This is a genomic window from Streptomyces sp. NPDC032721, assembly GCF_055579625.1.
This window is the reverse complement of the sequence record NZ_JBVIMX010000036.1, coordinates 1-26,528: the sequence shown is the minus strand read 5'-3', so window position 1 is coordinate 26,528 and position 26,528 is coordinate 1. Positions and strand designations below refer to the sequence as shown.

25 protein-coding genes are annotated in these 26,528 nt (G+C 72.4%); 20 read left to right on the top strand and 5 right to left on the bottom strand.

The window, feature by feature from the left end; all coding sequences use genetic code 11:
• Positions 1-105: 105 nt before the first annotated feature.
• From ribD to ACZ5PB_RS41245, 10 genes are all read left to right on the top strand, one after another.
• Positions 106-1,173, top strand: a complete 1,068-nt coding sequence (gene ribD / locus ACZ5PB_RS41290; protein WP_468698697.1) for a bifunctional diaminohydroxyphosphoribosylaminopyrimidine deaminase/5-amino-6-(5-phosphoribosylamino)uracil reductase RibD — start codon at positions 106-108, stop codon at positions 1,171-1,173.
• 2 nt (positions 1,174-1,175) lie between these two features.
• Positions 1,176-1,817 carry a riboflavin synthase gene (locus ACZ5PB_RS41285; protein WP_468698677.1) on the top strand — a complete coding sequence of 214 codons (642 nt, stop codon included), beginning with the start codon at positions 1,176-1,178 and terminating at the stop codon, positions 1,815-1,817.
• Positions 1,814-2,476 (top strand): nicotinamide mononucleotide transporter family protein, encoded by a 663-nt coding sequence (locus ACZ5PB_RS41280; protein ID WP_468698676.1) that lies wholly within the window; start codon positions 1,814-1,816, stop codon positions 2,474-2,476. Before ACZ5PB_RS41285 ends, ACZ5PB_RS41280 begins: the two co-directional genes overlap by 4 nt.
• The gene (locus tag ACZ5PB_RS41275; protein WP_468698674.1) at positions 2,473-3,879 is read left to right on the top strand and encodes a bifunctional 3,4-dihydroxy-2-butanone-4-phosphate synthase/GTP cyclohydrolase II; all 1,407 of its coding nucleotides are present in this window, start codon (positions 2,473-2,475) and stop codon (positions 3,877-3,879) included. The genes ACZ5PB_RS41280 and ACZ5PB_RS41275 overlap by 4 nt, the downstream gene beginning before the upstream one ends.
• A gap of 32 nt (positions 3,880-3,911) precedes the next feature.
• The gene (ribH, locus tag ACZ5PB_RS41270; protein ID WP_468698673.1) at positions 3,912-4,397 is read left to right on the top strand and encodes a 6,7-dimethyl-8-ribityllumazine synthase; all 486 of its coding nucleotides are present in this window, start codon (positions 3,912-3,914) and stop codon (positions 4,395-4,397) included.
• A 35-nt stretch (positions 4,398-4,432) separates the two neighbouring features.
• Positions 4,433-4,705 carry a phosphoribosyl-ATP diphosphatase gene (locus tag ACZ5PB_RS41265; RefSeq protein WP_468698671.1) on the top strand — a complete coding sequence of 91 codons (273 nt, stop codon included), beginning with the start codon at positions 4,433-4,435 and terminating at the stop codon, positions 4,703-4,705.
• 75 nt (positions 4,706-4,780) lie between these two features.
• Positions 4,781-5,629: an ATP phosphoribosyltransferase gene (hisG, locus tag ACZ5PB_RS41260; RefSeq protein ID WP_468698669.1), complete on the top strand. Its 849-nt coding sequence runs from the start codon at positions 4,781-4,783 to the stop codon at positions 5,627-5,629.
• Between the two features lie 58 nt (positions 5,630-5,687).
• A complete protein-coding gene (locus tag ACZ5PB_RS41255; RefSeq protein ID WP_468698667.1) occupies positions 5,688-6,146 on the top strand; it encodes a PH domain-containing protein in 459 nt (152 codons plus the stop codon).
• Between the two features lie 255 nt (positions 6,147-6,401).
• A complete protein-coding gene (locus tag ACZ5PB_RS41250; protein ID WP_468698666.1) occupies positions 6,402-7,757 on the top strand; it encodes a hemolysin family protein in 1,356 nt (451 codons plus the stop codon).
• A complete protein-coding gene (locus ACZ5PB_RS41245) occupies positions 7,754-8,866 on the top strand; it encodes a hemolysin family protein (RefSeq protein ID WP_468698664.1) in 1,113 nt (370 codons plus the stop codon). The genes ACZ5PB_RS41250 and ACZ5PB_RS41245 overlap by 4 nt, the downstream gene beginning before the upstream one ends.
• 348 nt (positions 8,867-9,214) lie before the next feature.
• On the opposite strand, the gene ACZ5PB_RS41240 is transcribed toward ACZ5PB_RS41245, so the two are convergent.
• Positions 9,215-11,125, bottom strand: coding sequence for an AAA family ATPase (locus ACZ5PB_RS41240; protein ID WP_468698663.1), 1,911 nt, complete (start codon positions 11,123-11,125; stop codon positions 9,215-9,217).
• Between the two features lie 425 nt (positions 11,126-11,550).
• A complete protein-coding gene (locus ACZ5PB_RS41235; RefSeq protein WP_468698661.1) occupies positions 11,551-12,135 on the bottom strand; it encodes a uridine kinase family protein in 585 nt (194 codons plus the stop codon).
• Between the two features lie 228 nt (positions 12,136-12,363).
• On the opposite strand from ACZ5PB_RS41235, the gene ACZ5PB_RS41230 reads away from it, so the two are divergent.
• Together ACZ5PB_RS41230 and ACZ5PB_RS41225 are read left to right on the top strand one after the other, a co-directional pair.
• The gene (locus tag ACZ5PB_RS41230; protein WP_468698660.1) at positions 12,364-13,776 is read left to right on the top strand and encodes a peptidase C39 family protein; all 1,413 of its coding nucleotides are present in this window, start codon (positions 12,364-12,366) and stop codon (positions 13,774-13,776) included.
• Between the two features lie 142 nt (positions 13,777-13,918).
• On the top strand, positions 13,919-14,071 hold the full coding sequence (locus ACZ5PB_RS41225) for an SCO1431 family membrane protein (protein ID WP_468698659.1): 153 nt from the start codon (positions 13,919-13,921) through the stop codon (positions 14,069-14,071).
• A gap of 88 nt (positions 14,072-14,159) precedes the next feature.
• Here ACZ5PB_RS41225 and ACZ5PB_RS41220 read toward each other — a convergent pair whose 3' ends face one another.
• Both ACZ5PB_RS41220 and ACZ5PB_RS41215 read right to left on the bottom strand, forming a co-directional pair.
• Positions 14,160-15,119, bottom strand: coding sequence for a DUF6114 domain-containing protein (locus ACZ5PB_RS41220; protein WP_468698695.1), 960 nt, complete (start codon positions 15,117-15,119; stop codon positions 14,160-14,162).
• An 80-nt stretch (positions 15,120-15,199) separates the two neighbouring features.
• Positions 15,200-15,757 (bottom strand): DUF6230 family protein, encoded by a 558-nt coding sequence (locus ACZ5PB_RS41215; protein ID WP_468698658.1) that lies wholly within the window; start codon positions 15,755-15,757, stop codon positions 15,200-15,202.
• 240 nt (positions 15,758-15,997) lie between these two features.
• Between ACZ5PB_RS41215 and ACZ5PB_RS41210 the strand changes: the two genes are divergently transcribed.
• From ACZ5PB_RS41210 to ACZ5PB_RS41195, 4 genes are all read left to right on the top strand, one after another.
• Entirely contained in the window at positions 15,998-16,639 is a 642-nt protein-coding gene (locus tag ACZ5PB_RS41210; protein ID WP_468698657.1) for a TetR/AcrR family transcriptional regulator, read from the top strand.
• Between the two features lie 201 nt (positions 16,640-16,840).
• Positions 16,841-18,013, top strand: a complete 1,173-nt coding sequence (locus tag ACZ5PB_RS41205) for an acyl-CoA dehydrogenase family protein (protein ID WP_468698656.1) — start codon at positions 16,841-16,843, stop codon at positions 18,011-18,013.
• 1,034 nt (positions 18,014-19,047) lie between these two features.
• Entirely contained in the window at positions 19,048-20,199 is a 1,152-nt protein-coding gene (locus ACZ5PB_RS41200; RefSeq protein WP_468698655.1) for an Rv3169 family protein, read from the top strand.
• A gap of 78 nt (positions 20,200-20,277) precedes the next feature.
• Positions 20,278-21,387, top strand: a complete 1,110-nt coding sequence (locus tag ACZ5PB_RS41195; protein WP_468698654.1) for a phosphotransferase family protein — start codon at positions 20,278-20,280, stop codon at positions 21,385-21,387.
• 6 nt (positions 21,388-21,393) lie between these two features.
• On the opposite strand, the gene ACZ5PB_RS41190 is transcribed toward ACZ5PB_RS41195, so the two are convergent.
• Positions 21,394-21,888: a hypothetical protein gene (locus ACZ5PB_RS41190; RefSeq protein WP_468698652.1), complete on the bottom strand. Its 495-nt coding sequence runs from the start codon at positions 21,886-21,888 to the stop codon at positions 21,394-21,396.
• Between the two features lie 234 nt (positions 21,889-22,122).
• On the opposite strand from ACZ5PB_RS41190, the gene ACZ5PB_RS41185 reads away from it, so the two are divergent.
• From ACZ5PB_RS41185 to fxsA, 4 genes are all read left to right on the top strand, one after another.
• On the top strand, positions 22,123-22,566 hold the full coding sequence (locus ACZ5PB_RS41185) for an Lrp/AsnC family transcriptional regulator (protein WP_468698651.1): 444 nt from the start codon (positions 22,123-22,125) through the stop codon (positions 22,564-22,566).
• 55 nt (positions 22,567-22,621) lie between these two features.
• Positions 22,622-24,280 carry an amidohydrolase gene (locus ACZ5PB_RS41180; RefSeq protein WP_468698650.1) on the top strand — a complete coding sequence of 553 codons (1,659 nt, stop codon included), beginning with the start codon at positions 22,622-22,624 and terminating at the stop codon, positions 24,278-24,280.
• Between the two features lie 534 nt (positions 24,281-24,814).
• Entirely contained in the window at positions 24,815-25,582 is a 768-nt protein-coding gene (locus ACZ5PB_RS41175) for a polyprenol monophosphomannose synthase (protein ID WP_468698649.1), read from the top strand.
• Between the two features lie 117 nt (positions 25,583-25,699).
• Positions 25,700-26,320 (top strand): FxsA family membrane protein, encoded by a 621-nt coding sequence (gene fxsA, locus ACZ5PB_RS41170; RefSeq protein WP_468698647.1) that lies wholly within the window; start codon positions 25,700-25,702, stop codon positions 26,318-26,320.
• Positions 26,321-26,528: the final 208 nt, after the last annotated feature.

Below are 26,528 nucleotides of genomic sequence, written 5' to 3'. Positions count from 1 at the left end.
GTCGTCATCGACAGGCCCCGGAGTCCGTGCCCGAAGAGGCAGGAGGACCCGGTGGCAACCGCCGCAGCCGCAACACCGCCCCACGACGCACCCGACGCGTGGGCCATGCGCCGTGCCGTCGAACTGGCCGCGCGCGGACTCGGCGCCACCAGCCCCAACCCGGTCGTCGGCTGCGTGATCACCGGCCCCACCGGCACCGTCGTGGGCGAGGGCCACCACCAGCAGGCGGGCGGCCCGCACGCCGAGGTGCACGCCCTGCGCGAGGCCGGGGAGAAGGCCCGGGGCGGCACCGCCTACGTCACCCTGGAGCCCTGCAACCACACCGGTCGCACCGGCCCCTGCGCCCAGGCCCTCCTCGACGCCGGAGTCACCCGGGTCGTCTACGCGGTCGCCGACCCGAACCCCCAGGCCAAGGGCGGCGGCGACACCCTGCGTGCGGCCGGCGTCCAGGTCGAGCAGGGCCTCCTCGAAGCCGAGGCCGCCGCCGGGAATGCCGCCTGGCTGACCTCCGTAAAGCTGCGTCGTCCGTACGTCCTGTGGAAGTACGCGGCCACCCTCGACGGCCGGATCGCCGCCGCCGACGGCAGCAGCCGCTGGATCTCGTCGGCCGACTCCCGGGCCGATGTGCACCGGCTGCGCGCCGAGGCCGACGCGGTCGTGGTCGGCTCCGGCACCCTGCGCGCCGACGACCCGCACCTCGCCGTCCGGGGCATCGAGGGCGCGGTCCAGCCGCTGCGCGTCGTCGTCGACACCCACGCCACCGTCAAGCCCGGCGCCCGGGTCCTGGACGACGCGGCACCGACACTGATCGCGGTCGCCGAGGACGTGGCCACCGACCTCCCCGACGTCGTACGGCTGCCCCGCAGCGGCGCCGGACTCGACATCCCCGCCCTGCTCGGCGAGCTGTACGACCGGGGAGTGCGCTCCGTGCTCCTCGAAGGCGGACCGACCCTCGCCGGGGCCTTCGTCGCGGCGGGCGCCGTGGACAAGGTCGTCGGCTACCTCGCCCCCGTACTGCTCGGCGCGGGCCCCGCCGCCCTCGCCGACGCAGGAATCACCACGATCGCGGACGCGTTGCGCCTCCATGTGACCGAGACGGTCCGCATCGGCCCCGACCTCCGTATCAGTGCTGTACCCACCACCGCCGTCCCCACTGCCTCCAAGGAGCGCTGAGCGTGTTCACCGGAATCGTCGAAGAACTGGGTGAGGTCACCGCCGTCGAGAACCTCGGCGACTCCTCCCGCTTCCGCCTGCGCGGACCGCTGGTCACCGAGGACGCCAAGCACGGCGACTCGATCGCCGTCAACGGCGTCTGCCTCACCGTCGTCGAGGCCGCCGACGGCGAGTTCACCGCCGACGTGATGGCCGAGACCCTCGACCGGTCCAGCCTCGGCGCCCTCGCCGTCGGCTCCCGGGTCAACCTGGAACGCCCCATGGCACTGGGCGGACGCCTCGGCGGCCACCTCGTCCAGGGCCACGTGGACGGCACCGGCACCATCGTCGACCGCAAGCCCTCCGAGCACTGGGAGATCGTCAAGGTCGCCCTCCCGGACGGCCTCGCGAAGTACGTCGTCGAGAAGGGCTCGATCACGGTCGACGGCGTCAGCCTCACCGTCGTCGACGCGGGCGACGACCACTTCACCATCAGCCTCATCCCCACCACGCTCGCCCTGACCACCCTGGGCATCAAGAAGGCCGGCGACCCGGTGAACCTTGAGGTCGACGTCCTGGCCAAGTACGTCGAGCGCCTGCTCGGCACCCGCAGCGACACCACGAGCGACACCCGCAGCGACACCTCCGAGGAGACCGTGAAGTGAGCGCCCTGTCCTGGCTCAACTCCGAAGCCTTCACGGCCTTCGGCCAGCACATCCTGTGGTCCGACATGATCGGCAACACCGTCGGTCTGCTCGCCCTCGCCCTCGGCTGGCGGCGCTCCATATGGACCTGGCCCGCCCAGTTCGCCTCCGGCCTCATCCTGGTCGCCGCCTACGCCTCCGTGCACCTCAGCGGCGGCGTCGGCAAGCAGCTGCTGGTCATCGGCGTCGCCCTGTGGGGCTGGCGGCAGTGGCAGCGCGGCAAGCAGCAGGCCCAGGACGGCACGATCGCCGTCCGCTTCGCCACCTGGCGCGAGCGCGGCCTCCTGCTCGGCGGCGCGGCCCTCGGCACCCTCGCCGTCGGCGGGCTGTTCACCCTCTACCCGTCGCTGTCCTGGAGCCCGTGGGCCGACGCGTACATCTTCGTCGGCACGCTGGCCGCGATGGTGGCGCAGGCACGCGGACTGGTCGAGTTCTGGTTCGCCTGGCTGCTGGTCGACCTGGTGGGCGTACCGCTCGCCTTCAGCAGCGGGCTCGCCTTCTCCGGATTCGTGTACGTCATCTACCTCGCCCTCGTCCTGTGGGGCATGCGCGACTGGTGGCTCCGCTCCCGCCGCGCCGCCGCCGCACCCGCACCCGCACTGGAAGGAGCACCGGCATGACCACCGCCCCGCCCCGCCCCGGCGGACCGGCCACCACGCCGTTCCCCGCCCCGTACGACACCCCGGAGGCACCGGTGCACGACGCCCCCAAGAACGACAGGGACGCCCCGGACGACCGGCAGGACCTGCTCCTCGACCCGGTCCAGCGGGCGATCGACGACATCGCGGCCGGCCGGCCCATCGTCGTCGTCGACGACGAGAACCGGGAGAACGAGGGCGACCTGATCGTCGCAGCCGAGAAGATCACCCCCGAGATCGTCGCGTTCATGATGAGCGAGTGCCGGGGCCTGATCTGCGCCCCCATGGAGGGCCAGGAGCTGGAGCGGCTCGCCCTGCCGCAGATGGTCGAGCACAACACCGAGTCGATGCGCACCGCGTTCACCGTCTCGGTCGACGCGGGCCCCGCCCACGGCGTGACCACCGGCATCTCCGCCGCCGACCGGGCCGCCACCCTCCGGCTGCTCGCCTCCGGCGACAGCACACCCGGCGACTTCGTCCGCCCCGGCCACATCTTCCCGCTGCGCGCCCGGCCCGGCGGCGTCCTGGCCCGCAACGGCCACACCGAGGCCGCCGTCGACCTGGCCCGGCTCGCCGGACTGCGCCCCGCCGGAGCCATCGTGGAGATCGCCGACGCGGACGGCGTGATGCTGCGGCTGCCCGAGCTGATCCCCTTCGCCCGCAAGCACGGCCTGACGATCATCTCCATCGAGGACCTGATCGCGTACCGCCGCGCCACCGAGCTCCAGGAAGAGCCCGCCCCCGAGGTGCCCGACCCGACAGTGGTGCGCGAGGCGGAGGTCCACCTCCCCACCTCCCTCGGCGAGTTCACCGCGTACGGCTACCGCGCCACCGCCGACGGCGTCGAGCACGTCGCCCTCGTCCACGGCGACATCGGCGACGGCGAGGACGTCCTGGTCCGGGTCCACTCCGAGTGCCTGACCGGCGACATCTTCCACTCGCTGCGCTGCGACTGCGGCCCCCAGCTGGACGCCTCCATGCGCCGCGTCACCGAGACCGGCCGCGGCGTCGTCGTCTACCTGCGCGGCCACGAGGGCCGGGGCATCGGCCTGCTGTCCAAGCTGCGCGCGTACGAACTCCAGGAGCGCGGCGTCGACACCCTCGACGCCAATCTCGAACTGGGCCTGCCCGCCGACGCCCGCGACTACGCGGCGGGCGCGCGCATCCTCGCGGACCTCGGTGTGCGCAGCCTGCGTTTGATGACGAACAACCCGGACAAAATCACCGCGCTGGTACGGCACGGCCTCACCGTCAGCGCACGCGAGGCCATGCCCGTCACCGCCGGCGAACACAACCTGCGGTACCTGCGCACCAAGCGCGACCGGATGGGCCACGACCTGCCCTGGCTGGACGGCGTCGCCGCCCCCACCTGCGGCAACCAGTAACTTCACACCACCACACAGGAGAGCGAGCAAGCGTGAGCGGCAAGGGTGCACCCGAACTGAGCGTCAAGAACTGCAACGACCTGCGGGTGGCGGTGATCGCGGCACAGTGGCACGAGAAGATCATGGACGGCCTGGTCGACGGCGCCCTGCGCGCCCTGCACGAGCTGGGCATCGACGAGCCGACCCTGCTCAGAGTCCCCGGCTCCTTCGAGCTGCCCGTCGTCGCCAAGGTCCTCGCGGGCCGCGGCTACGACGCGATCGTCGCCCTGGGAGTCGTCATCCGTGGCGGCACCCCCCACTTCGAGTACGTGTGCCAGGGCGTCACGCAGGGCCTCACCCAGGTCTCCGTCGACACCGGTGTCCCGATCGGCTTCGGCGTGCTGACCGTGGACACCGAGGAGCAGGCCCTGGACCGTGCGGGGCTGGTCGGTTCCCAGGAGGACAAGGGGCACGAGGCGGTCACCGCCGCCGTCGCCACCGCGACCACACTGCGCACCGTCGCCGAACCCTGGCGCTGAGTGCCGCAGGGGCACCCCGTACTCTAAGGACCATCATGGCCAACAAGACTTTCGAAGAGCTCTTCTCCGAGCTCCAGCAGAAGGCCGCCAACGGCGACCCCACCACCTCCCGCACCGCCGAGCTGGTGGACAAGGGCGTCCATGCCATCGGCAAGAAGGTCGTCGAGGAGGCCGCCGAAGTCTGGATGGCCGCCGAGTACGAGGGCAAGGAAGCCGCCGCCGAGGAGATCTCGCAGCTGCTGTACCACGTCCAGGTGATGATGGTCGCGCGCGGGATCTCGCTCGACGACGTCTACGCCCACCTCTGAGCACGTCTCTCCTCTCCTCCGATTTCTTCTTCGACTCCTTTCGCACCGCCCTTCGCACCAAAGGAAGCTGACCTCATGCTGCGCATCGCCATCCCGAACAAGGGCTCCCTCTCCGGACCTGCGTCGGCGATGCTCCATGAGGCCGGCTACCAGCAGCGCAAGGAGTCCAAGGAGCTCGTCCTCGTCGACCCGGCGAACGAGGTGGAGTTCTTCTACCTCCGCCCCAAGGACATCGCGATCTACGTCTCGGCCGGCCGCCTCGACATCGGCATCACCGGCGAGGACCTCCTGATCGACTCCGGGGCCGGTGCCGAGCCGATCCTCCCGCTCGGCTTCGCCCGCTCCACCTTCCGCTTCGCCGCCAAGCCGGGCACCGCGACCTCGCTCGAGGACCTGACGGGCAAGACGATCGCCACCTCGTACGAGGGCATCGTCGCCAAGTTCCTCGCCGAGCGCGGCATCGAGGCGTCCGTGGTCCACCTGGACGGCGCCGTCGAGACCGCCATCGAGCTGGGCGTCGCCCAGGTCATCGCGGACGTCGTGGAGACCGGCACCTCGCTGCGCAACGCGGGCCTGGAGGTCTTCGGCGAGCCGATCATGACCTCCGAGGCCGTGGTGATCCGCCGCACCGGAGCGGCGACGGAGGACCCCAAGGTCCAGCAGTTCCTGCGCCGCCTCCAGGGCGTCCTGGTGGCCCGCTCCTACGTGATGATGGACTACGACTGCCGGGTCGAGCACCTGGAGCAGGCCGTCGCCCTCACCCCCGGCCTGGAGTCCCCGACCGTCTCCCCCCTGCACCACGAGGGCTGGGTCGCGGTCCGCTCCATGGTCGCCGCCAAGGAGGCGCAGCGGATCATGGACGACCTGTACGAGCTGGGCGCGCGGGCCATTCTGACGACGGCGATCCACGCCTGCCGCCTCTGAGCCGGCGCGGCACCCGTTGCCGCAGCACCCGTTTCACTCGTACGTACGCAAACGAAGGATGCCGTCCGCCGTGCCGCAGCCCGAACTCCCCGCCCTTCCGGTCACCTTCAGGCCCCACCGGACCCGGGTGGTCCTGCTGACCATAGGCGTGCTGATGTTCGCCACCATCTCGGCGGTCGGCCTTCTCCTCGACACGCTCAGCGGGGGAGAGCGGGCCAGCTTCGTCTTCACCGGCGCGCTCCTGTTCGGCGTGCTGATCCTGCTCAGCAGGCCCAAGGTGGTCGCCGACGAGAGCGGTGTCACCGTGGTCAACCTGACCACCAAGCGGCGGCTCGAATGGGCCGAGATCGTCAAGGTCAACCTGCGTCCCGGTGACGCCTGGGTCTTCCTCGACCTCAGCGACGGCACCAGCCTCCCCGCCCTGGGCATCCAGCCCGGCATCGCCAAGGAACAGGCCATCCGCGACGCCCGCGCCCTGCGCGCGCTCGCCGAGGCACGCGGCACGCACAGCGAATAACCCACCGGGCCGACGGCACCGGGCCCGGCGGATATTCCGCACCGGCCGGTCGCGATACTCACCGGCTGAGCCCCTGCCCCTCACAGGGCAGTCCTGTTTACTCTGAGAGGTGGGGCGCCGAGCGCGCCCCGCCCCGCCCACACGGCCCACTCGGCCGGCGGGGTCGTACCTTCGACCCAAGGAGTGACTCCCTCCAGCAATGGACGGATCGTCCGGCAGTACTTGCGCCGCCCCCTCTCTTCCTGAGGCGGCGGCATGACCATCCCGCTTCTGCTGCTCGCAGCGGCATTCCTCCTGATCCTCGCCAACGGCTTCTTCGTGGCGGCCGAGTTCGGCCTCGTCACGGTGGAGCGTGCGGACGCCGAACGCGCCGCCGCGGCAGGCGACAAACGAGCCGGCCGGGTCGTGAAGTCCCTGCGCGAACTGTCGTTCCAGCTCTCCGGCACACAGCTCGGCATCACCCTCACCTCACTCGTCGTCGGCATGCTCGCCGAGCCCGCGCTCGCGGCGCTCCTCGACGGGCCGCTGACCGCCACCGGTATCCCGGCGGGCGCCGTCTCCGGCATCAGCGTCGTCATCGGCATGCTGCTGGCGTCCGCCGTGCAGATGGTGATCGGCGAACTCGTACCGAAGAACTGGGCGGTCTCCAAACCGCTCCAGGTCGCCCGCTTCGTGGCGGGCCCGCAACACCGCTTCTCGACGGTGTTCCGGCCGGTGATCTCAGCTCTGAACAGGGCCGCAAACAGTCTCGTGAGGATGCTCGGCGTCGAGCCCACCGACGAGCTGGCGTCCGCCCGCACCCCGGGCGAACTGGTCTCCCTGGCCCGCCACTCGGCCCGGGCCGGGACCCTGGAACAGGACACGGCCGACCTCTTCGTACGGACCCTCTCGCTCGGCCACCTCACCGCGCAGCACGTCATGACGCCGCGCGTGAAGGTCAGCTCGCTCCAGGCGTCCGCGACCGCCGCCGACGTACTCAACCTCACCCGGGCGACCGGGCTTTCGCGCTTCCCCGTCTACCGGGAGCGGATCGACGAGATCGTCGGCATGGTGCACCTCAAGGACGCCCTCGCCGTGCCCGCGCACGAGCGGATGCGGGTGCCGGTCGGCCGGATCGCGGTGGCCCCGCTGCTCGTACCGGAAACGCTCCCCGTGCAGCCGCTCCTGGAGCGGCTGCGCAGCGAGCAGCCGATCGCGGTGGTCGTCGACGAGTACGGCGGCACCGCCGGGGTCGTCACCCTGGAGGACATCGTCGAGGAACTCGTCGGCGAGGTCCGCGACGAACACGACGCCGAGGGCGCCGACCGGCCCGAACTGGCCGCGGGCGCCCCCGCCGAGGACGGCAGCCCCAGCTGGGAGGCCGACGGCAGCTGCCGCGTCCTGACCCTGCGCCGGATAGGACTCGACGTGCCCGACGGCCCGTACGAGACGGTCGCGGGCCTGGTCGCCGACCTGCTCGGCCGGATCCCGGCCCCCGGCGACCGGGCCGAACTGCCCGGCTGGAAGCTGTCCGTACGCCAGGTGGACCGCTACCGCGCCGAACGGGTGCGGCTGGTCCGCACGGCACCGGCCGCGCCCGCCGCCAAACAGCTGATGGAGGCGGCCCGATGAGCGCCCTGCAACTCCTCTTCGCCCTCCTCCTCGTCCTCGCCAACGGCTTCTTCGTCGGCGCCGAGTTCGCCCTGGTGTCGGTACGCCGAAGCCAGATCGAGCCGCTCGCGGCGGGCGGCTCGGCACGGGCCAAGCAGGTCATGTACGGGCTGGAGCACCTGCCGCAGATGATGGCGGCGGCCCAGTTCGGCATCACGGTCTGCTCGTTGACGCTGGGCGCGGTCGCGGAACCGACGGTCGCGCACCTGCTGGAGCCCGTCTTCCACGCGGCGCACGTGCCCGATCCGCTGATCCACCCCCTCGGGTACGCCATCGCGCTCGCGGTCGTCGTCTCGCTCCACCTCGTGATCGGCGAGATGGTGCCGAAGAACCTGGCGATGGCGGCCCCGGAGAGGACCGCACTGTGGTTCAGCCCCGGACTGGTCGCCTTCGCCCGCCTCTGCAGGCCGGTGACGGCGGCTCTCGGCTGGTGCGCGCAGCTGATCCTGAGGCTCTTCCGCGTCGAGCCCAAGGAAGAGGTCGAGTCCGTCTTCACGAGCGAGCAGCTCAACCGCCTGGTCGAGGACTCCGGCCAGGCCGGACTCCTCGAACCGGGCGAGCAGGAACGCCTGGAGGACGCCCTGGAACTGGGCAGCCGCCCGATCACGGACGTACTCCTGCGCAGGGCACAACTGGTCACCGTGGACCCGTCGGTCACCCCGCGCCGGATCGAGGACCTGACCGTCCGCACCGGCTACTCCCGCTTCCCGGTCTGCGCACCGGGCCCGGCGGGCGCCTTCATGGGCTACATCCACGTCAAGGACGTCCTGGACCTGGACGAGCCGGAGCGCGCCGTGCCGCAACAGGTGTGGCGCCCGATGACCACCCTGAGGGCCGAACTGCCGCTGGACGACGCGCTGTCGGTGATGAGGCGTGCGGCGACGCACTTGGCGCAGGTGGCGGACGGGGCGGGGCGGGTGCTGGGGCTGGTCGCCCTGGAGGACGTACTGGAAACCCTGGTGGGGGAGGTACGCGACCCGGCGCACAGGTCGGCGCCGGTGGCGGCGGTGCCCCAGGTGCGGCTGGCCCAGCCGAGGAATGAACGGGAGGCGGACTTGCTGGCGGGCTGAGGTCCGCTGCGCGGGGCAGTTCCCCTCCCCGCCCCTTCCCGAAACTGGGGCTCCGCCCCAGACCCCGGCCCGTACGGGCGAGTGGGTGAGGGGGCAGGTGGCGGGCCCGGCCACGGCCGGTGGTCAAGGTGCGGGTTGTTAGTGGCTGGCCGCGCAGTTCCCCGCGCCCCTGAGTACTCGTAGTTGGGGGCGCGGGGAACTGCGCGAGCAACCCACCACCGGCCCGCACATCCGACCCCCTGGCCCCGCGGAGCGGTTTAGGGAAGGGGCGGGGAGGGGCAAAGCCCGCCGCAGGCGCGACACCGCCCGACGCCTCGGGTGCCACGCGGCGGCAGCCGCAAAGTCCGGCTACAGCCCCCCGCCGCCCGGCGGTTCCACCACGCCCGGGCCGCGGCCCGACAGGACCTCCCCGTACGCCTGCATCAGGTCCGGCAGCCGCAGCGTCGCCAGGTCGTCGCGCGTCGGGGTCGACGCGTACCCCGACAGCCTCAGGTCCCGGTATGCGCAGCTCTTCTCGTAGAGGGTCCGCAGGAAGCGGCCGTTGCCGAGTTCGTCGATCCAGCCCTGTTCGACCACGTGTCCGCTGATGCTCCGGAGCTCCTCCAGCGACTCCTCGTCCCACGCGTCGCCGTTCTCGCCGGCGAGTACGTCGCCGATGCTGGTCAGCTCCAGCGGGCGGTAGCTCGGGAAGTCGACCCTCGTGGTGAAGCGGGAGGAGAGGCCGGGGTTGGCGGCCAGCAGACGGTCCATGCCCTCCGGGTAGCCGGCGAGGATGACCACCAGGTGGTCGCGGTTGTCCTCGGCGCGCTTGAGGAGGACCTGGAGCGCCTCGTCGCCGTACGCGTCGCCCTTGCTGTACCCGGAGTTGGCGAGGCTGTACGCCTCGTCGACGAAGAGCACGCCGCCCATCGCCGAGTCGATGAGCTCATTGGCCTTGACCGCCGTCTGGCCGAGGAACTCGCCCACCAGGTCCGCCCGTTGGGCCTCCACGAGGTGGTCCCCGCCCAGCAGCCCCAGGGCGTAGAAGACCCGGCCGAGGATCCGGGCGACGGTCGTCTTGCCCGTACCGGAGGGGCCCGAGAAGACAAAGTGACGTTTCGGCGGCTGGACCGGGAGGCCCTGCCCGGCCCGCAGCCGCGCCATGTTCAGCTGGGCCGAGAGCGCCCGCACCTGGCGCTTCACCGGCTCCATGCCGACCATCCGGTCCAGCTCGCCCAGCGCCTGTTCGAGGAGTGCCGGGTCGGAGGGGCCGGCCGGGAAGGGCGGCAGTCCGGCGGGGAGCGGCGGGCCCGCCTTCTCCCGTACGCCCATCGGCGTTCCCGGGGGCACGGTCCCGCCGAACGGCAGCTGTCCGTCGCCGCCCATCCGCAGGTCACCGCCGCTCTCCAGGGAGTCCAGCTCGCCCTGGGCGTCCAGGCTGTCCTGGCCGAGGCCCGCGGTGCCCGCCATCGAGACCGCGGCGAGCCCGGCCGCCGACTCGTCGTACCCGTCAAGACCGTCGCCCTCGGCGATCGCCGCGAGCCGGGCCGCGGTGTCCATGAAGGCCGGGTCGACCCGGTGCACCGCCCGGTACAGCGGAAGCGCCGCGGCACTGCGCCCGGTGCCCTCGTGCGCCCGCGCGAGCCAGTAGCGCAGCTCCTTGCGCTGCGGCTGCTCGCTGCGGCAGCGCATCAGGGAGGCGGAGAGCAGCGGCTCCGCCTGGCCGTACATTTCGAGGCGCACCCGCGCCATCCCGCCGAACAGCCCCGACTCGATGCCGAGCAGCGGATCGTCGACGAGCGGGTCCGTGAGCCGGACCAACTGCTCCCAGTCCTTGACCAGATACGCCCGGCAGGCGTGCAGGAAGCGCACCTGCTGGTCGGTGTCCACCGGCGGCAGCCCCGCCAGCGCCCGGTCCAGCTCCGGCACGTGCCGCCCGTCCAGCCAGTGCGAGGCGTGCGCCAGGAGCAGGTCGCGCGGGCTCTCCAGTACCGGCTGGACCCACCAGCCCAGCCAGTACCAGGAGTTGAGCGTTCTGCGGTGCCGGGTGCGCTGCTCGCCGAACCGCTCCCGGTGGCGGTACATCCGTAAGAGCGCCGTCGTGGTGTCGATGCGCAGGGCGTGCAGGCCGAGCCAGCCGTCCGCCATGCCGGGATCCAGTCGTACCGCGGTCCGGAATTCCTCCTCCGCCTGCGGATACGCCCCCATCGTGTAGGCGTCCACGCCGCGCAGCCAGGCGAGGTCGGCCGGGGCTCGCGTGCCCTGCGTGCCGAAGTCCATCACGTCCCCCACAGACCGTGCCCCCCGTGATGTGCCGACGGGCGAGTGCCGGTGGCTGTTTGCCGTTGGCATTTGCCCGAATCGCTGTGTCCCGGACGGGAATTGACCCCACCGAAGGGCATCGTACCTGGGCAGGGGGCAGCTGAATAAGGGTGGCGCGGACCCCGCACGGATGGTCACCCTGGGTGAGCGATCCGGGTCTACGCGCGCCTCGCTGGGCGTGGAGAGGGCAGAACGAAGCCCCCGATCACGGGGGAACAATCGGGGGCTTCGTGTCTGCGGGCGGCTTCGAAAAACCGCACAATGAGAACGTAAGACCTGTACGCCCCCTGGGTCAAGCAGAGTTGGGGCACTGACAGGGGCACTTTTCCGCCCTGTTCGCAGGGGCGGGGCAGGCGATTACGGAACGTGACGGATCGGTTCGCTCACGCGGTCGCGGAGGCCCTCTGCTGCCACTCGTATCCCTCGGGCACCTGCCGTACCAGGGTGTCGGCGAACGGACGGGACGGGTCCGCCGAAAAATGTTCCGACTCCGCCTTCGTCCAGCCGTCCCAGAACGCGGACTGGGCCGTTCCGTCCCGCTCCCGGCCGCGCCGCCACGAGGATTCGGCGTCCATGTCCATCCAGAGGAGGTGCGCGAGGAGGGGGCGCAGCGCGCGCCGCCCGGCGCCGACGCCCTCGACGAGGACGACCGGGGCGGGCGGCAGTTCGTACGCCGCGGGGCCGAAGCGGCGGAGGTTCCAGTCGTACGGTGCGTACCGCGCGCTCTCGCCGCGCGACAGCGGCCCGGTCACCTGGGTGAGCAGCCGCTCCGTCCACTCGAAGAGCTCGTCGTGGGTGGCCAGATCGTCGAGGTGCAGTACGGGTGCCCCGCCGAGCGCGTCGGCCAGGCGGGCGGCGAAGGTGCTCTTGCCGGAACCCGCGTGCCCGTCGACGGCGACCAGCCGGACCGGGCCGCAGGACGGCGGCAGGGCGCGGAGCCGGGTGGCGAGGGGGGCGATGCTGTTCATCCGGCCCACCCTAAGATCCGGCGCCCGGGGCCGCCCGGCGAGGGCCCGGTCCGCGTGCCGTCGCGGGTCGAGGGGTGCGGGGTCGCAGTATGGGGCGGACCCGGGGTGCGGGCCGCCGCCACGGGGTAGCCATAGCGACTGCTGCCTGCTGCCCGTTTGCCCGCTGTCCGTCCGCCGCCCACCGCCCGATGCGACCGTGACCACTTCAACAGACTGGGGTCCTCGACCATGGCCAGACCCGATGAGTACCGCACCGATCAGCACGGCACCGAGCCCGCGCACACCCCGCGCCGAGCCGTCCTGACCGCCGCCGCGCTCGCGGCCGGCGCCGCTGCCGTGCCCGTGCTTCCGTCGTCCTCGGCCGCTGCGGCGGCCCCTGCGCCCGCCCGTGAGGAGTCCCGTCCCGTCGGTATCGACAACCGCTTCTGGACCACGTACACCGACTGGCGCTCCGGCACCGGCGCCGGCACCCGTGCGGTCGGCGGACGGCGGCCCGGCCTGGTGATCGGCGCCCCGGACGGGCTGACGGAATACCGCGACCCGCACACCGGGCGGACCGCGGCCTACGAGTACGCCGTGTGGACCTCGCCGCCGCACCACAGCCGCGTGCCCGCCACCGAGATCATCGCCTCCTGGAACGCCGACACCCCGCCCGGCACCTGGATCGCCGTCGAACTGTCCGCCGAGTACACCGACAAGACCCGTACGCCCTGGTACGTGATGGGCCGCTGGACCGCGGGTGACGCCGAGGCCGACATCCGGCGCACCTCCGTCGACGACCAGGCCGACGGCCGCAGCGCCGTCTCCACCGACACCCTCGGGGTCACCGACCCGGCCTCCGGCAACCGGCTGACCTGCTACCAGCTGCGCCTGACCCTGTACCGGCCGCCGGGCTCGGACAGCACGCCTAAGGTGTGGCGGCTCGGGGCGATGGCCTCCGACGTCCCCGACCGGTTCACCGTCCCCGCCTCCGCCCCGCGCCCCGCGCGCGAACTGCGGGTGCCGCGCCACTCGCAGGAGATCCACAAGGGCCAGTACCCGGAGTACGACAACGGGGGAGAGGCGTGGTGCAGCCCCACCTCCTCCCAGATGGTCCTGGAGTACTGGGGCCGCAGGGCCACCCCCGAGCAGCTGGCCTGGGTCGACCCCTCGTACGAGGACCCGCAGATCTGCCACGCCGCCCGTCAGACGTACGACTACCAGTACGACGGCTGCGGCAACTGGCCCTTCAACGCCGCGTACGCCACCACCTACCGGGACATGAACGCGGTCATCACCCGGCTGGGATCGCTGGAGGAGCTGACGGTCCTGGTGAGGGCCGGCATCCCCGTCATCACCTCTCATTCCTTCCTCAAGGAAGAGCTGACGGGCGCCGGGTACGGCACCGCCGGGCACCTGATGACCGTCATCGGCTTCACCGACGCGGGCGACGTGATCGCCAACGACCCGGCGGCCCCCACGAACGACGCCGTCCGCCGCGTGTACCGCAGGCGCGAGTGGGAGAACATCTGGCTCCGCACCAAGCGCCACGGGGCCGACGGGAAGATCAAGAGCGGTCCGGGCGGGGTCTGTTACGTCTACTGGCCCGTCGACCCGACCCCCGCACAGCGCCACGCCCTGCGGAGGACCGGGCTGCTCTGAGGGCCCGCAGGTCTCGGGGCCCCGGGACGGTGACCAACGTCATCTGTACCGGGGCCCGCCCCGCTGGCAATGTGGAAGCAGTGGTTCCGTCCCGGGCCCACCGTTCCGGCCTCCGGCCTCCCTCCTGCCTCTGCGAGTCCCCATGACTGCCTCCGCCGCCGCCCTGCCCGACCGTATGCGTGCCCGTACCGGCGGCCCCGGCGACCTCGACGGGCCGAAGCTGCTGGAGCAGGTGCTCGGCTGGACCCTGGTGGTCGTGCTCGCGATGCTCGTCACGGGTGCGGGTCTGCTGTGACCCCGTAACCGCCACGGGGCCCCGAGGGCCGGTCTGCCGGTGGTGGTGCGGTCGCGGTGCGTGCGGTCGCGGTGCGTCCGGTCCCGGATCAGGACGCGCCGAGCGTCAGGCCGTTCGTGACGATCGAGTCCGAGGTGACCATGGCCTGTTCGGCGCTGACGTCCGTCATGAAGACGAAGGGCGGCACCACCGGCGGCACCGGCAGCCGGTCCGGCGTGAAGGTCAGACAGAGCAGCCCCTCCAGGCACCCGCTGAACTTGGTGAGGTAGAGGGTGACGTTGCCGCTGAGGTCCAGGGTGTCGGCGCCCAGGGCGAGTTCGTTCCTGCCGTCGCGGGTGCTGAGCCGGTAGTCGGTGAGGGAGGCGGCCTTCATCCTGAGCACCATCACCTTCAACGGGCCGTCGGCGGTGCGGACCTCCTGCACCCCGGCCAGCAGGAATCCCTGCGGGGCGAAGAGGGTGGTGGTGACGGTGGGCGGGACCCGGGGCGCCGTCGGCCCGGCCGGAGCGGCCACCGCTTTCTGTACGGGCGTGCCCAGGGCGGCCAGCAGGACCACGGGCAGCGCGACGGCGAGGGTGCGCGGGCCCTGCTGCCGTACGGGAGGGGGCTTGCGCCCGCCGACGCCGGACTCCCCGGAGCGCTCGGCGGACTGCTCTCCCGACTGCTCTCCCGCCCCCCTCGCGGGCTCCCCCTCCGGCAACGGCTTCCAGCCGAAGCCCATCGCACTGCCCGCGATGCCCAGCAGCGTCCCCACCAGGAACCCGCCCAGATTGGTCGCCGCGAACGAAAGCACCGACAGGATCAGCGCGTTGATGCTCACGTAGTGCCGGGTGTGCGGCAGGAACCACAGGAACAGCGCGGCCGCGATCAGCGCGAGCCCGATGCCGAGGGCCGCCAGCCCGCCCAGCCCCAGACTGACCAGGATCGTCAGCGGCGACAGCGGGACGAGCAGCAGCTCGGCCCCGGCGCAGGCGAGCAACACCCCTGCCCAGAAGGGACGTCGGCGCCGCCAGCTCCGGAACCGGTGCCGCCGCTCCTGCCAGGGCAGCCACTGGTCGAGCCGGCCACGGAGATGCGGGCCGCGTCCGCCGCCGTCGTTGTCGCTGTCATCGCCCTGGCCGCCGCCGCTCAGAAGCACTTCTTGCCGTCCAGGCTGACGTCCAGCTTCAGGCCGCGCAGCCGGAAGTTCCCGCCGGTCGCGGACCAGGCGTGCGACCGTACGCCCACCACCTCGATGTTCCCGGCCTGGAGACCGAACTTGCCCGCCTCGCCCTTGATCCCCGGCACCGCGTCCAGCGTGGAGGCGTCCCGGCCGATCTGCGCCGTGCCGAAGGTGGCGTCGCCGGTCAGGTCCTCGCCGTCGATGATCAGGTTGCTGGCGGTGACCTCGCCCGCGTCGCCACCCGCCGTCAGCTTGAACACCACTGTGCCGACAGGGGTCTTGACCTCCGCCGACTGACAGATGTCGGAGAGCCGTGCGTTCCCGATGCCCAGCAGGGCCACCGGATGGCCCTTGCCGTCCACGGACCGGTCGGTCTGGACGTACGACGACAGGCCGCTGCTGGTCAGCTTGCCCGAGGAGACCTGGAAACTGGTGCCGGAGACGGCGAAGGACGCGGCGAGCGCACCCTGCCCCATCAGTGCCGCCATCGTCCCGACGGCGAGCACCGCGGGAACGGCCAGCACGGCACTGCGCCGCCAGGCCGTTCTGCCTTCGGGCAGTTGTTGCGGGGGTTGTTGCCGGGGCTGCCGTGGGGACCTCTGTGCGGACTGTTTTCCGGCCGGTCGCCGCCACGGCTTGTGCGCTGCGCTCACTGGGTCCTCCCGTACGTCGCAGACATTGCGCAGGGGGAAGTGCATGAGGAGCGGAGGGCGGCCCGTGGAATACTGCGGCCATCCTTCCGGAGTGGGAGACTAGGGCCTAATTTGAATAAGAGTCAACAGCGCGGAGCGACCGGGAAATCCCAGGCGCGCAGAGCCGAACTCATCGCAACCGGGCGGAAGTTGTTCGCCGACACCTCCTACGACGCCCTGTCCATGGACGACATCGCACGCCACGCGGGCGTCGCCAAGGGCCTCATCTACTACTACTTCACCAACAAGCGCGGCTATTACCTGGCGATCGTCCAGGAGTCCGTCGCCGACCTGGTCGCCCGGGCCGGCAGCCACCCCGAGCTCCCGCCCGCGCAACGGGTCAGACGCACCGTCGACGGCTATCTGCGCTACGCCCAGCACCACCGGGCGGCGTACCGCACGATCGTCACCGGCGGGGTCGGCTTCGACGTCGAGGTCCAGTCGATCCGCGACACCGTCCGCGAGCAGCTGATCGCCACCCTCGCCGAGGGGGCGTACGGCCACAGCGGCGTCCCGCCGAAGGCCAGGCTCGCGCTGCTCGGCTGGATGACCGGTGTCGAGGGCATCACCCTCGACTGGGTGGGCGACGACCGGGCGCTGCCCCGGGAGGAGGTCTGCGAGCTGCTTGTCAGGCTGCTCCGTGCCACCCTGGAGACAGTCGCCGAACTGGTTCCGGAGTGCCCGGCACCGCCGCTGGACGACACGGTCGCGTAACACCGGCCCGCCCTGTCCGGCCTGCGGCTTTTCGACCCGTGACGGAAAGGGCGGGATCCGGCATACTCAGCCGCCTCAGCCCCGCACATTCCGCTTCCGTAACCCGGAGCGGTGGTTCAGGCTGGCAGGAGATACACCCGGCGGCGCCGCCACACCCTGCGCGCGCGCCCGCCGCCGCGCCCGACAGGGAGGACGCCGCACATGCCCGACCGCGCTCCGCAGCCGGTGGAACGACAGCTGCCCACCGAGGAGTCCCGCGATCTGTTCGCGCTCGTACGCGACATGATCCAGCGGGAGATCGCTCCGCAGGCCGCAGCGGAGGAGGACGCCGGGCACTTCCCGCGCGAGGTCTTCTCCCTGCTCTCCGAGTCCGGCCTGTTGGGCCTGCCGTACGACTCGGAGCACGGCGGCGGCGACCAGCCCTACGAGGTCTACCTCCAGGTGCTCGAAGAGCTCGCGGCTGCCCGGCTGACCGTCGGCCTCGGCGTCAGCGTGCACAGCCTCGCCTGCCACGGGCTGGCCGGTTCCGGCACCAAGGAGCAGCAGGCCGCCCACCTGCCCGCCATGCTCGGCGGCGGCCTCCTCGGCGCGTACTGCCTGTCCGAGCCGGCCGCCGGCTCCGACGCGGCCTCGCTGCGGACCAAGGCGGTCCGCGACGGCGACGACTGGGTCATCACCGGCACCAAGGCGTGGATCACCCACGGCGGGATCGCCGACTTCTACACGGTCCTCGCCCGTACGGGAGTGGATGGGCCGCGTGGCATCACCGCCTTCCTGGTGCCCGGCGACGCGGCGGGGCTGAGCGCCGCCGCTCCCGAGAAGAAGATGGGCATGAAGGGCTCGCCCACGGCCCAGCTGCACTTCGACGGCGTACGGGTGCCGGACGCGCGCCGCATCGGCGAGGAGGGCCAGGGCTTCGCGATCGCCCTGTCCGCGCTGGACGCGGGGCGTCTGGGCATCGCGGCGTGCGCGATCGGGGTCGCGCAGGCGGCACTGGACGAGGCGCTCACCTACGCCACCGACAGGCAGCAGTTCGGCCGGCCGATCGCGGACTTCCAGGGGCTGCGGTTCATGCTGGCGGACATGGCGACGCAGATCGAGGCGGGCCGGGCGCTCTACCTGGCGGCGGCCCGGCTCAGGGACGCGGGCCTGCCGTTCTCGCGGCAGGCGGCCATGGCGAAGCTCTTCTGCACGGACGCGGCGATGAAGGTCACGACGGACGCGGTGCAGGTCCTGGGCGGGTACGGGTACACGGCGGACTTCCCGGTCGAGCGGCTGATGCGCGAGGCCAAGGTCCTCCAGATCGTCGAGGGCACGAACCAGATCCAACGCATGGTCATCGCCCGCCACCTCACCGGCCCAGAATCCCGCTGACCCCCCCCTGCCCCACGGACGGCACCTCCACCTGCACCCCCCGAGCCCCCTTGCGCGGCGAAGCCGCCCCTACCCCGCCCGCTCCCTCGGGCGGCGGCGCCGCCCCTACCCCCGAGCCCCCTTGGGCGGCGGTGCCGCCCCTACGCCGCCCGCCTCCTTGGGCGGCGGGGCCGCCCCCCGGGGGCGGGACGGGCGGGCAAGGGGGCGGCCCCCGGCGGAGCCGAACCCTCCGGCCCCGTCCGGCCTACGCCTTGGCCCTCGCTCCGCAGCAAGTGGCCCCCTCGCTCCGCGCGGGGGAGTGGCCGCTGCGCGGGGCCTCACCCCACCCCGCCCCTTCCCGAAACCGGGGCTCCGCCCCGGACCCCGGGTCCGTGCGGGCGGGCGGGGGTGGGCGGGTGACTGCGGGGGCTGCGCCCCGGCCCCCAAGTGGCAGCCCGGCCAGGGTGGGTGGGGGAGGTGCGGGTCGAGTGCGGCTGGCCGCGCAGTTCCCCGCGCCCCTGGTGGGGCGAACCCCTGCGAGGGTTGCCGGGGCGTTGCCCCGGGCCCCGGCGGTGGCCGCTGGGGCTGCGCCCCAGGCCCGGGTGGCAGCCCGGTGGGGGCGGGTGAGGGTGTGCGAGTCGTTCGTGGCTGGCCGCGCAGTTCCCCGCGCCCCTGAGGGGCGGCCCGCCGAGTGCCATGGCCCCGCGCCCGCGCGGCGGAGCCGCACAGTGTTACAGCCCCGCGCCCCTGAGGGGCACGCCTGCACAGTGCCATGGCCCCGCGCCCGCGCGGTGGAGCCGCCCAGTGTCACAGCCCCGCGCTCCTGAGGGGCGCACCCGCAGAGTGCCATGGCCCGTGCCCGCACGGTGGAGCCGCACAGTGTCACAGGCCCCCACCCCGCCCCCACCCCGCACCCACCCCGCCCCAACCCTGGCCCCCACCCCACCCCCTGACGTACCGTCAGAAATCTCACCGGCCGGGCCGCACCCCCGCGCCACCACCACCCCGTGCCGCCCACCCCCTCAGCCAACCCACCCCCCACCAGGAGGACCGCCATGCCCACCGACCGCCCCGTTCCGCTGGACGAATACCCCATCCACCAGGCCCCGTTATCCATGAAGCACGTCGTCACCAGCGACCGGAACGCCTACGACCGCTGCATCTTCCACATCGTCGACCACACCGGCCACGCCCTCCTCATCCTCGGCCTCGGCGTCTACCCCAACACCGGCGTCATCGACGCCTACGCGACCCTCCGCATCGGCGACGACCTGCACGCCGTCCGTGCCTCCGACGCCCTCCCGGACGACCGCACCGACCTCTCCGTCGGCCCGCTGCGCATCGCCGTCGACGAACCGCTGCGCCGCTTCACCCTCACCTGCGACTCCGACCCGGCGGACCCCGACTCCCTCTCGTACGAGATCAGTTGGACCGCCGACTTCCCCGCCGTCTGGGAGCCGCACCACGTCCAGTACCGGGGCGACCGCCTGATGCTCGAAGGCCGCCGCTTCGTCCAGGCGGGCAGCTGCACCGGCACGATCCGCGTCGGCGGCGAGGAGATCCGCCTGGCGCCGGGGGAGTGGACCGGAACCCGCGACCGCAGCTGGGGAGTCCGCCCCATCCCGGGCGAGGAAGGCGGGCGCGCCGCCGAGGAGTTGCGGCCCGAGGGCTTCCACTGGCTCTGGGTGCCGGCCCGCTTCGAGGACCGCTTCGTCATGGTCATCGTCCAGGAGGACGCCGACGGCCACCGCACCCTCAACGAGGCCCTCAGCGTCCGCAGGGAGACCGGCGCGGCCGCAGCCGCAGGTCACCGTCACGACGTCCAGCTCGGCTGGCCGCAGACCGACATCACCTACCGCCCCGGCACCCGCCATCCCACCCGCGCCACCGTCCACCTCACCGACCAGAACCGCAAACCCCTCGAACTCGGCGTGGAGATCCTCGCCTCCTCGCCCCTGGCCGTCGGCGCCGGCTACCCGCCCGCGGCCGACTGGCAGCACGGCACCTGGCAGGGCCGCGGCTGGACCGACCGCCGCACCTACGACCTCTCCTACCCGGCCGCCCACCCCATGGCCGCGTACGGCGTCATCGACCACGCCGCGCGCTTCACCCTCGAAGGCCGCACCGGCTACGGCATCTTCGAGCACGGCAGCTTCGGCCGCCACGACCCCAGCGGCTTCACCGGCTACGACTCGACCGCCCCCTGATCAAGGCACGTTGCCAGACCCCGCCATGCCAGGCCCGACACGCCAGGCCCCGCCCTTCCCGCCCAGAGGAGTACGGACATGGTCTCCGCACCGCGCCCCCGCACCACCACCCGCGACCCCGAGGAACTGGGCCGCCGCCTCACCACCTGGTTCGGCCACCGCTTCCCGGGTGCACGTGTCACCGGAATCCACGTCCCGGACTCCAACGGCATGTCGAGCGAAACCCTGCTCTTCGACCTCGACCACCCCGAGGCCCCCGTCACCGCCTGCGCCCTGCGCCTCGCGGCCGACCCGGCGGCGTACACCGTCTTCCCCGTCTACGACATGGCCCGCCAGCACCGCGTGATGAGCCTCGTCGGCGCGCACACCGACGTACCCGTGCCGCGCGTCCTGTGGCTGGAGGAGGACCCCGGACCGCTCGGGGCCCCCTTCTTCGTGATGGCCCGCGCCGAGGGCAGGGTGCCGCCCGACGTCATGCCGTACACCTACGAGGGCAACTGGCTGCACGCCGCCACCGACGCCGAACGCGCCACCCTGGAGGCAGCGAGCATCGGCGTCATCGCCCGCCTGCACGACCAGTTCCCGGCGAAGGAGGCCGAGTTCCTGCTCCCGGACGTCGAAGGCAGCCCGCTGCGACGTCATGTGACGGCCCAGCAGATCTATTACGAGTGGGTCGTCGACGGACTGCCCCGCTCACCCCTCATCGAGGAGGCGTTCGGCTGGCTGGAGGACCACTGGCCCGCCGACGAGGGCGAGTCCGTGCTGTGCTGGGGCGACGCCCGGATCGGCAACATCATCTACGACGGCTTCGAGCCCGCCGCCGTACTCGACTGGGAGATGGCGGCCCACGGCCCCCGCGAACTCGACCTGGGCTGGACCGTCTACCTGCACCGCTTCTTCCAGGACCTCACGGTCTCCTTCGGGCAGGACGGACTGCCCGGCTTCCTGCGCCGGGACGCGATCGAGGAACGGTACGCGCGGCTGACCGGCCACACTCCGCGCGACATGGAGTTCCACACCCTCTACGCAGCCCTGCGGCACGCCATCGTCATGCTGCGCATCGCCTACCGCCAGGTCCACTTCGGCGAGGTCCGGGTCCCGGAGAACCCGGACGCGCTCATCCTGCACCACGCGTCACTTCAGGCCATGGTGCGCGGCACGTACTGGAGCGAACAGACCGACGGCTGACGGCGGTTACGCCGCCCGCTGGCGCGGCACCTTCAGCGGACGCGAGCCCGGACCGCCGACGTGCGAGAAGGGCTGCGTCCGCCAGTCGAGCCCCTGAGGCAGCGTCAGCAGCAGCGCGGTGTCCTGCTCCTGGACCTCCCTGGTGGCGTCGGCCGGCCGCGCGTCGGCCGCGGGCCGCCCCGTACCGGCACAGGCCGTCAGACCGAACGGGTTCCACGGCGTGGGGCACTTGGCGTGCTCGGGGAGTACGTCCTCCCCGGCGAGCAGTGCGATCGGCTGGGTGCAGTCCGGGCAGATCACCCGGTACATCTCGAAGGTGTCGTCCGATCCCGAGTCCGAGTCCGGGTTCGAGTCCGGATCCGGGTCCAGGTCCGGGTTCGAATCCGGGTCCAGCGCCCGGCCGGCCTTCCGGGTGACGGCGTCGAAGGAAGCGGCGTCAGTGATATCCGCGATATCGGAGGGCTCCGGTTCGGAACGACCGGTGCGCTTCAGGCTCTGCATGGAGACTCTCCCCCTCAAGGTGGGCCGACAAGGCACTGCGGGCCTCGACCACAGCAAGCACTTCCCTGCGCGCCTGCGCGATAACCCCACAACCGAGAAGGACACGGCCACAACCCTGTGGCCTTCGTCACATGCCCTTCGCAGATGCCTGCCGCCGCCCTCCCTCGTACCACCAGGCAAGACGCAGGGCGCTCACGTGTCACACCGGCCCCGCGCCCTGTAGGTTCTTGGCCCATGGAGGAGTTGGATCGTCAGATCGTGGACCTGCTCGTCAAGGACGGGCGGATGAGCTACACCGACCTGGGCAAGGCCACCGGCCTGTCCACCTCGGCGGTGCACCAGCGCGTCCGCAGACTGGAGCAGCGCGGAGTGATCCGCGGATACGCCGCGGTCGTGGACCCGGAGGCCGTCGGGCTGCCGCTCACCGCGTTCATCTCGGTGGCACCGTTCGACCCCAGCGCCCCCGACGACATCGCCGAACGGCTGGCGGGCATCGACGAGATCGAGGCCTGCCACAGCGTCGCGGGCGACGAGAACTACATCCTCAAGGTGCGCGTCGCCACCCCCCTGGAACTGGAGCACCTGCTCACCAGGATCCGCACCCTGGCCGGCGTCTCCACCCGTACGACGGTCGTCCTCTCCACCCCGTACGAGGCCCGGCCGCCCCGCGTCCAGTAACCCTGGTCGTCACCCTGGTCACGAGCGCCCCGCGCCCTGCGCGAGACTGGTCCCCATGACCGAGCGCACCGCCCCCTCCGCCCCCTCTTCCGACACCCCCGCCGACCGCACCGTGCTGCTGCGCGGCGGCGAGGTGCACAGTCCCGCCGACCCGTTCGCCACCGCGATGGTCGTAGAGCGCGGACATGTCGCCTGGGTGGGCTCCGAAGGGGCGGCCGACGCCTTCGCGAGCGGGGTCGACGAGGTGCTCGACCTCGAAGGCGCACTGGTCACCCCGGCGTTCACGGACGCACATGTGCACACCACGTCGACCGGCCTCGCGCTCACCGGCCTGGACCTCTCCGCGGCCCGTTCGCTCCCCGAGGCGCTGGAGCTCGTACGGGCCCACGCCGCGGCCCGCCCCTCGGGCGAGGTCCTCCTCGGCGCCGGCTGGGACGCCTCGCGGTGGCCCGAGCAGCGCCACCCCTCGCGCGCCGAACTCGATGCCGCCGCCGGTGGACGCCCGCTCTACCTGCCCCGTATCGACGTCCACTCCGCCGTCGTCAGCACCGCCCTGCTCGACCTGGTCCCCGGCATCACCGGCCTGACCGGGTATCAGCCGGACGCCCCGCTCACCGGCGCCGCCCACCACGCGGTGCGCGCCGCCGCGCACGCGGCGGTCAGCCCCGCCCAGCGCACCGCCGCCCAGCGCGCCGCGCTCGCCCACGCGGCCTCGCTCGGCATCGGCTCCGTCCACGAGTGCGCGGGCCCCGACATCTCCTCCGAGGACGACCTGCTCGGACTGCTCGAAGTGGCCGCCGCCGAACCCGGCCCGCGCGTCTTCGGCTACTGGGCCGAAGCGGTCGCGAACGCGAAGGACGCCCAGCGCATCCGCGACCTCGGGGCCATCGGCGCCGCCGGGGACCTCTTCGTCGACGGCTCGCTGGGCTCGCACACCGCCTGCCTGCACCAGCCCTACGCCGACGCCCCGCACACCGGCACCGCCCACCTGGACGCCGCCGCCATCGCCGCCCATGTCGTCGCCTGCACCCTGGAGGGCCTCCAGGCCGGCTTCCACGCCATCGGCGACGCCGCGCTGACCGCCGTCGTCACGGGCGTGCGCGCCGCCGCCGAACAGGTCGGCCTCGCGCGCGTGCGCGCCGCCCGCCACCGGGTCGAGCACGTCGAGATGCTCACCCCCGAAGCGCTCGCCGCCTTCGCCGATCTCGGCCTCACCGCCTCCGTGCAGCCCGCCTTCGACGCCGCCTGGGGCGGCACGGAGGGCATGTACGCCCAGCGCCTGGGCGTCGAGCGGGCCCGCACCCTCAACCCGTACGCCGCCATGCTCAAGGCCGGCATCCCCCTCGCCCTCGGCTCCGACAGCCCGGTCACCCCGCTCGACCCGTGGGGCACCGTCCGCGCCGCCGCGTACCACCGCACCCTTGAGCACCGGGTGTCGGTGCGCGCCGCCTTCACCGCCCACACCCGGGGCGGCTGGCGGGCCGTCGGCCGCGACGACGCGGGCACCCTGGTGCCCGGCGCACCCGCCGACTACGCGATCTGGGAGACCGGCGACCTGCTGGTCCAGGCCCCCGACGACCGGGTCGCCCGCTGGTCCACCGACCCGCGCTCCGGCACGCCCGGACTCCCCGACCTGTCGCCGGACGCCGCCCTTCCGGTCTGTCTGCGCACCGTGGTGGGCGGTCACACCGTCCACGTAGGGCCGAACGCATGACGCCCGGCGGGTTCCATACCGCCGATCGGTGCGGCGCGCGCTGCCGTAGAGTTCTTCGCTCCCTCCGCACTGACCTGCTGATTTGAAGAATCGCCGCAGGTCGCACGGGTGTTGACAGAGAGCGGCCACCGGCGGGTAGGTTCGGCCGGGTCCACCACGAAACGTCCGGCCGGAAACCTTCCACGCAGTCGTCGAACGCCGCTGGGTCATGGGGACGGAGTGCCGCACCGGCACCCCGCCCCGGGAACCAGGTTCAGCGCCCGCGCCTCGGGGGCGAGGGAAGGTTTTTTCCGTCCGACGGTGCGACCCGGGTAGGGCCCGGCGTTCAGTAGACAACGGCGAGGATGTCCGCAGCCGGCGGGCACCTGGTCGGCCCGAAGGACGCCGGGCCCCCATCCGCAGCTCTCCGTCCCGGCCCCGCTCCCCACCCCGTTCACGGAACCGGCCCAGGACAAACGAAAGACCCTGCCCTCCGTGCCGATGAGCGCTCGCTATGGTGGGTCCCTCTGTGTACGGGCGTGAAAAGGGGCAGTAGTGAACGACGGCGGTCAAAAGCGTTACGGCCCGCTCGGCAATGTTCTGGTGATCATTCCGACCTTCAACGAGGTCGAGAACATCAAGCCGATCGTCGCCCGGGTCCGGGAATCCGTTCCCGAGGCGCACGTCCTGGTCGCCGACGACAACAGCCCCGACGGCACCGGAAAGCTCGCCGACGAACTCGCGGCCGCCGACGACCAGGTGCACGTCCTGCACCGCAAGGGCAAGGAAGGCCTCGGCGCCGCCTACCTCGCGGGCTTCCGCTGGGGCATGGACAACGGCTACGGGGTCCTGGTCGAGATGGACGCCGACGGCTCCCACCAGCCCGAGGAACTGCCGCGCCTGCTGACCGCACTCAAGGGCGCCGACCTGGTGCTCGGCTCCCGCTGGGTGCCCGGCGGCCGCATCGTGAACTGGCCCAAGTACCGCGAGTTCATCTCGCGCGGCGGCTCCACCTACTCGCGCCTGCTGCTGAACGTCCCGATCCGCGACGTCACCGGCGGGTACCGCGCGTTCCGCCGCGAGACCCTCGAAGGCATCGGCATCGAGGAGGTCGCCTCGGCCGGCTACTGCTTCCAGGTCGACCTGGCGCGCCGTACGGTCGAGGCCGGGTACCACGTGGTCGAGGTCCCGATCACCTTCGTCGAGCGGGAGCGCGGTGACTCCAAGATGAGCAACGACATCCTGGTCGAGGCGCTCTGGCGGGTCACCGCCTGGGGCGTCGAATCGCGCGCCAACAAGCTGCTCGGCCGCAAGCCCTCCTGACACCCCGCCGCAAGCCCTCCTGGGCCCCTTGGGCCGCCAACCCCCGCGGGACGCCTCCGTACGCCTCCTCACGCCCTCTTTACGCCGTTCAGGCGCCCTGCCAGGCACACTGGGGGCATGACGACCGGCACCCCGCCCCCGACCGCCCCGACGACCGCCCGCAAGCGCTCCCGCGCCCGTACGTTCGTACCTCTCGGCATCGCCGCCTGGCTGGTGCTGGAGATCTGGCTGCTGACCCTCGTGGCCGGTGCGGCCGGCGGGCTGACCGTGTTCCTGCTGCTGGTCGGCGGGGTCGTGCTCGGCGGCGCCGTGATCAAGCGGGCGGGCCGCCGCGCCTTCAAGAACCTGAGCGAGACGATCCAGCGCCAGCAGCAGGGCGGTGGCGCGTACGACCCCCGCGAAGAGCAGGGCCGCAAGGGCTCCGGCAACGGCTTCGTGATGCTCGGCGGGCTGCTGCTGATCCTGCCCGGCCTGATCTCCGACGTGCTCGGGCTGCTGGTCCTGCTGCCGCCGGTGCGCAAGGCGCTCGCGCGGTTCGCCGAGAAGTCCCTGGAGCGCCGGATGAACGCCGTGCAGCAGCCCGGCAGCCTCGGCGACGTCTTCCAGCAGGCGAGGATGCACCGCCCCGACGGCAAGGTCGTCCAGGGCGAGGTCATCCGCGACGACACCCCGGGCAGCTCCCGGCAGCCGTACCCGCCGCGCCACGACGACGGCCCCCGGACGCCGCTGACGCCGTGAGGACCGACTCCGCACACGACAAGAGCCGCGGGGGGGGGGGGGGGGGGGGGAGGGGGGGGGGGGGGGGGGGGGGGGGTTGTGGGGGGGGGGGGGGGGGGGTTCCACCCCCCCCCCCGGGCCCGCCTATTGACCTTGTGGGTCGGTCCGTACGTCGGCAGGTACGAGAGCCCGTACGGACGCCGCCAGGTGCTCGCGGAACCAGCGGTGC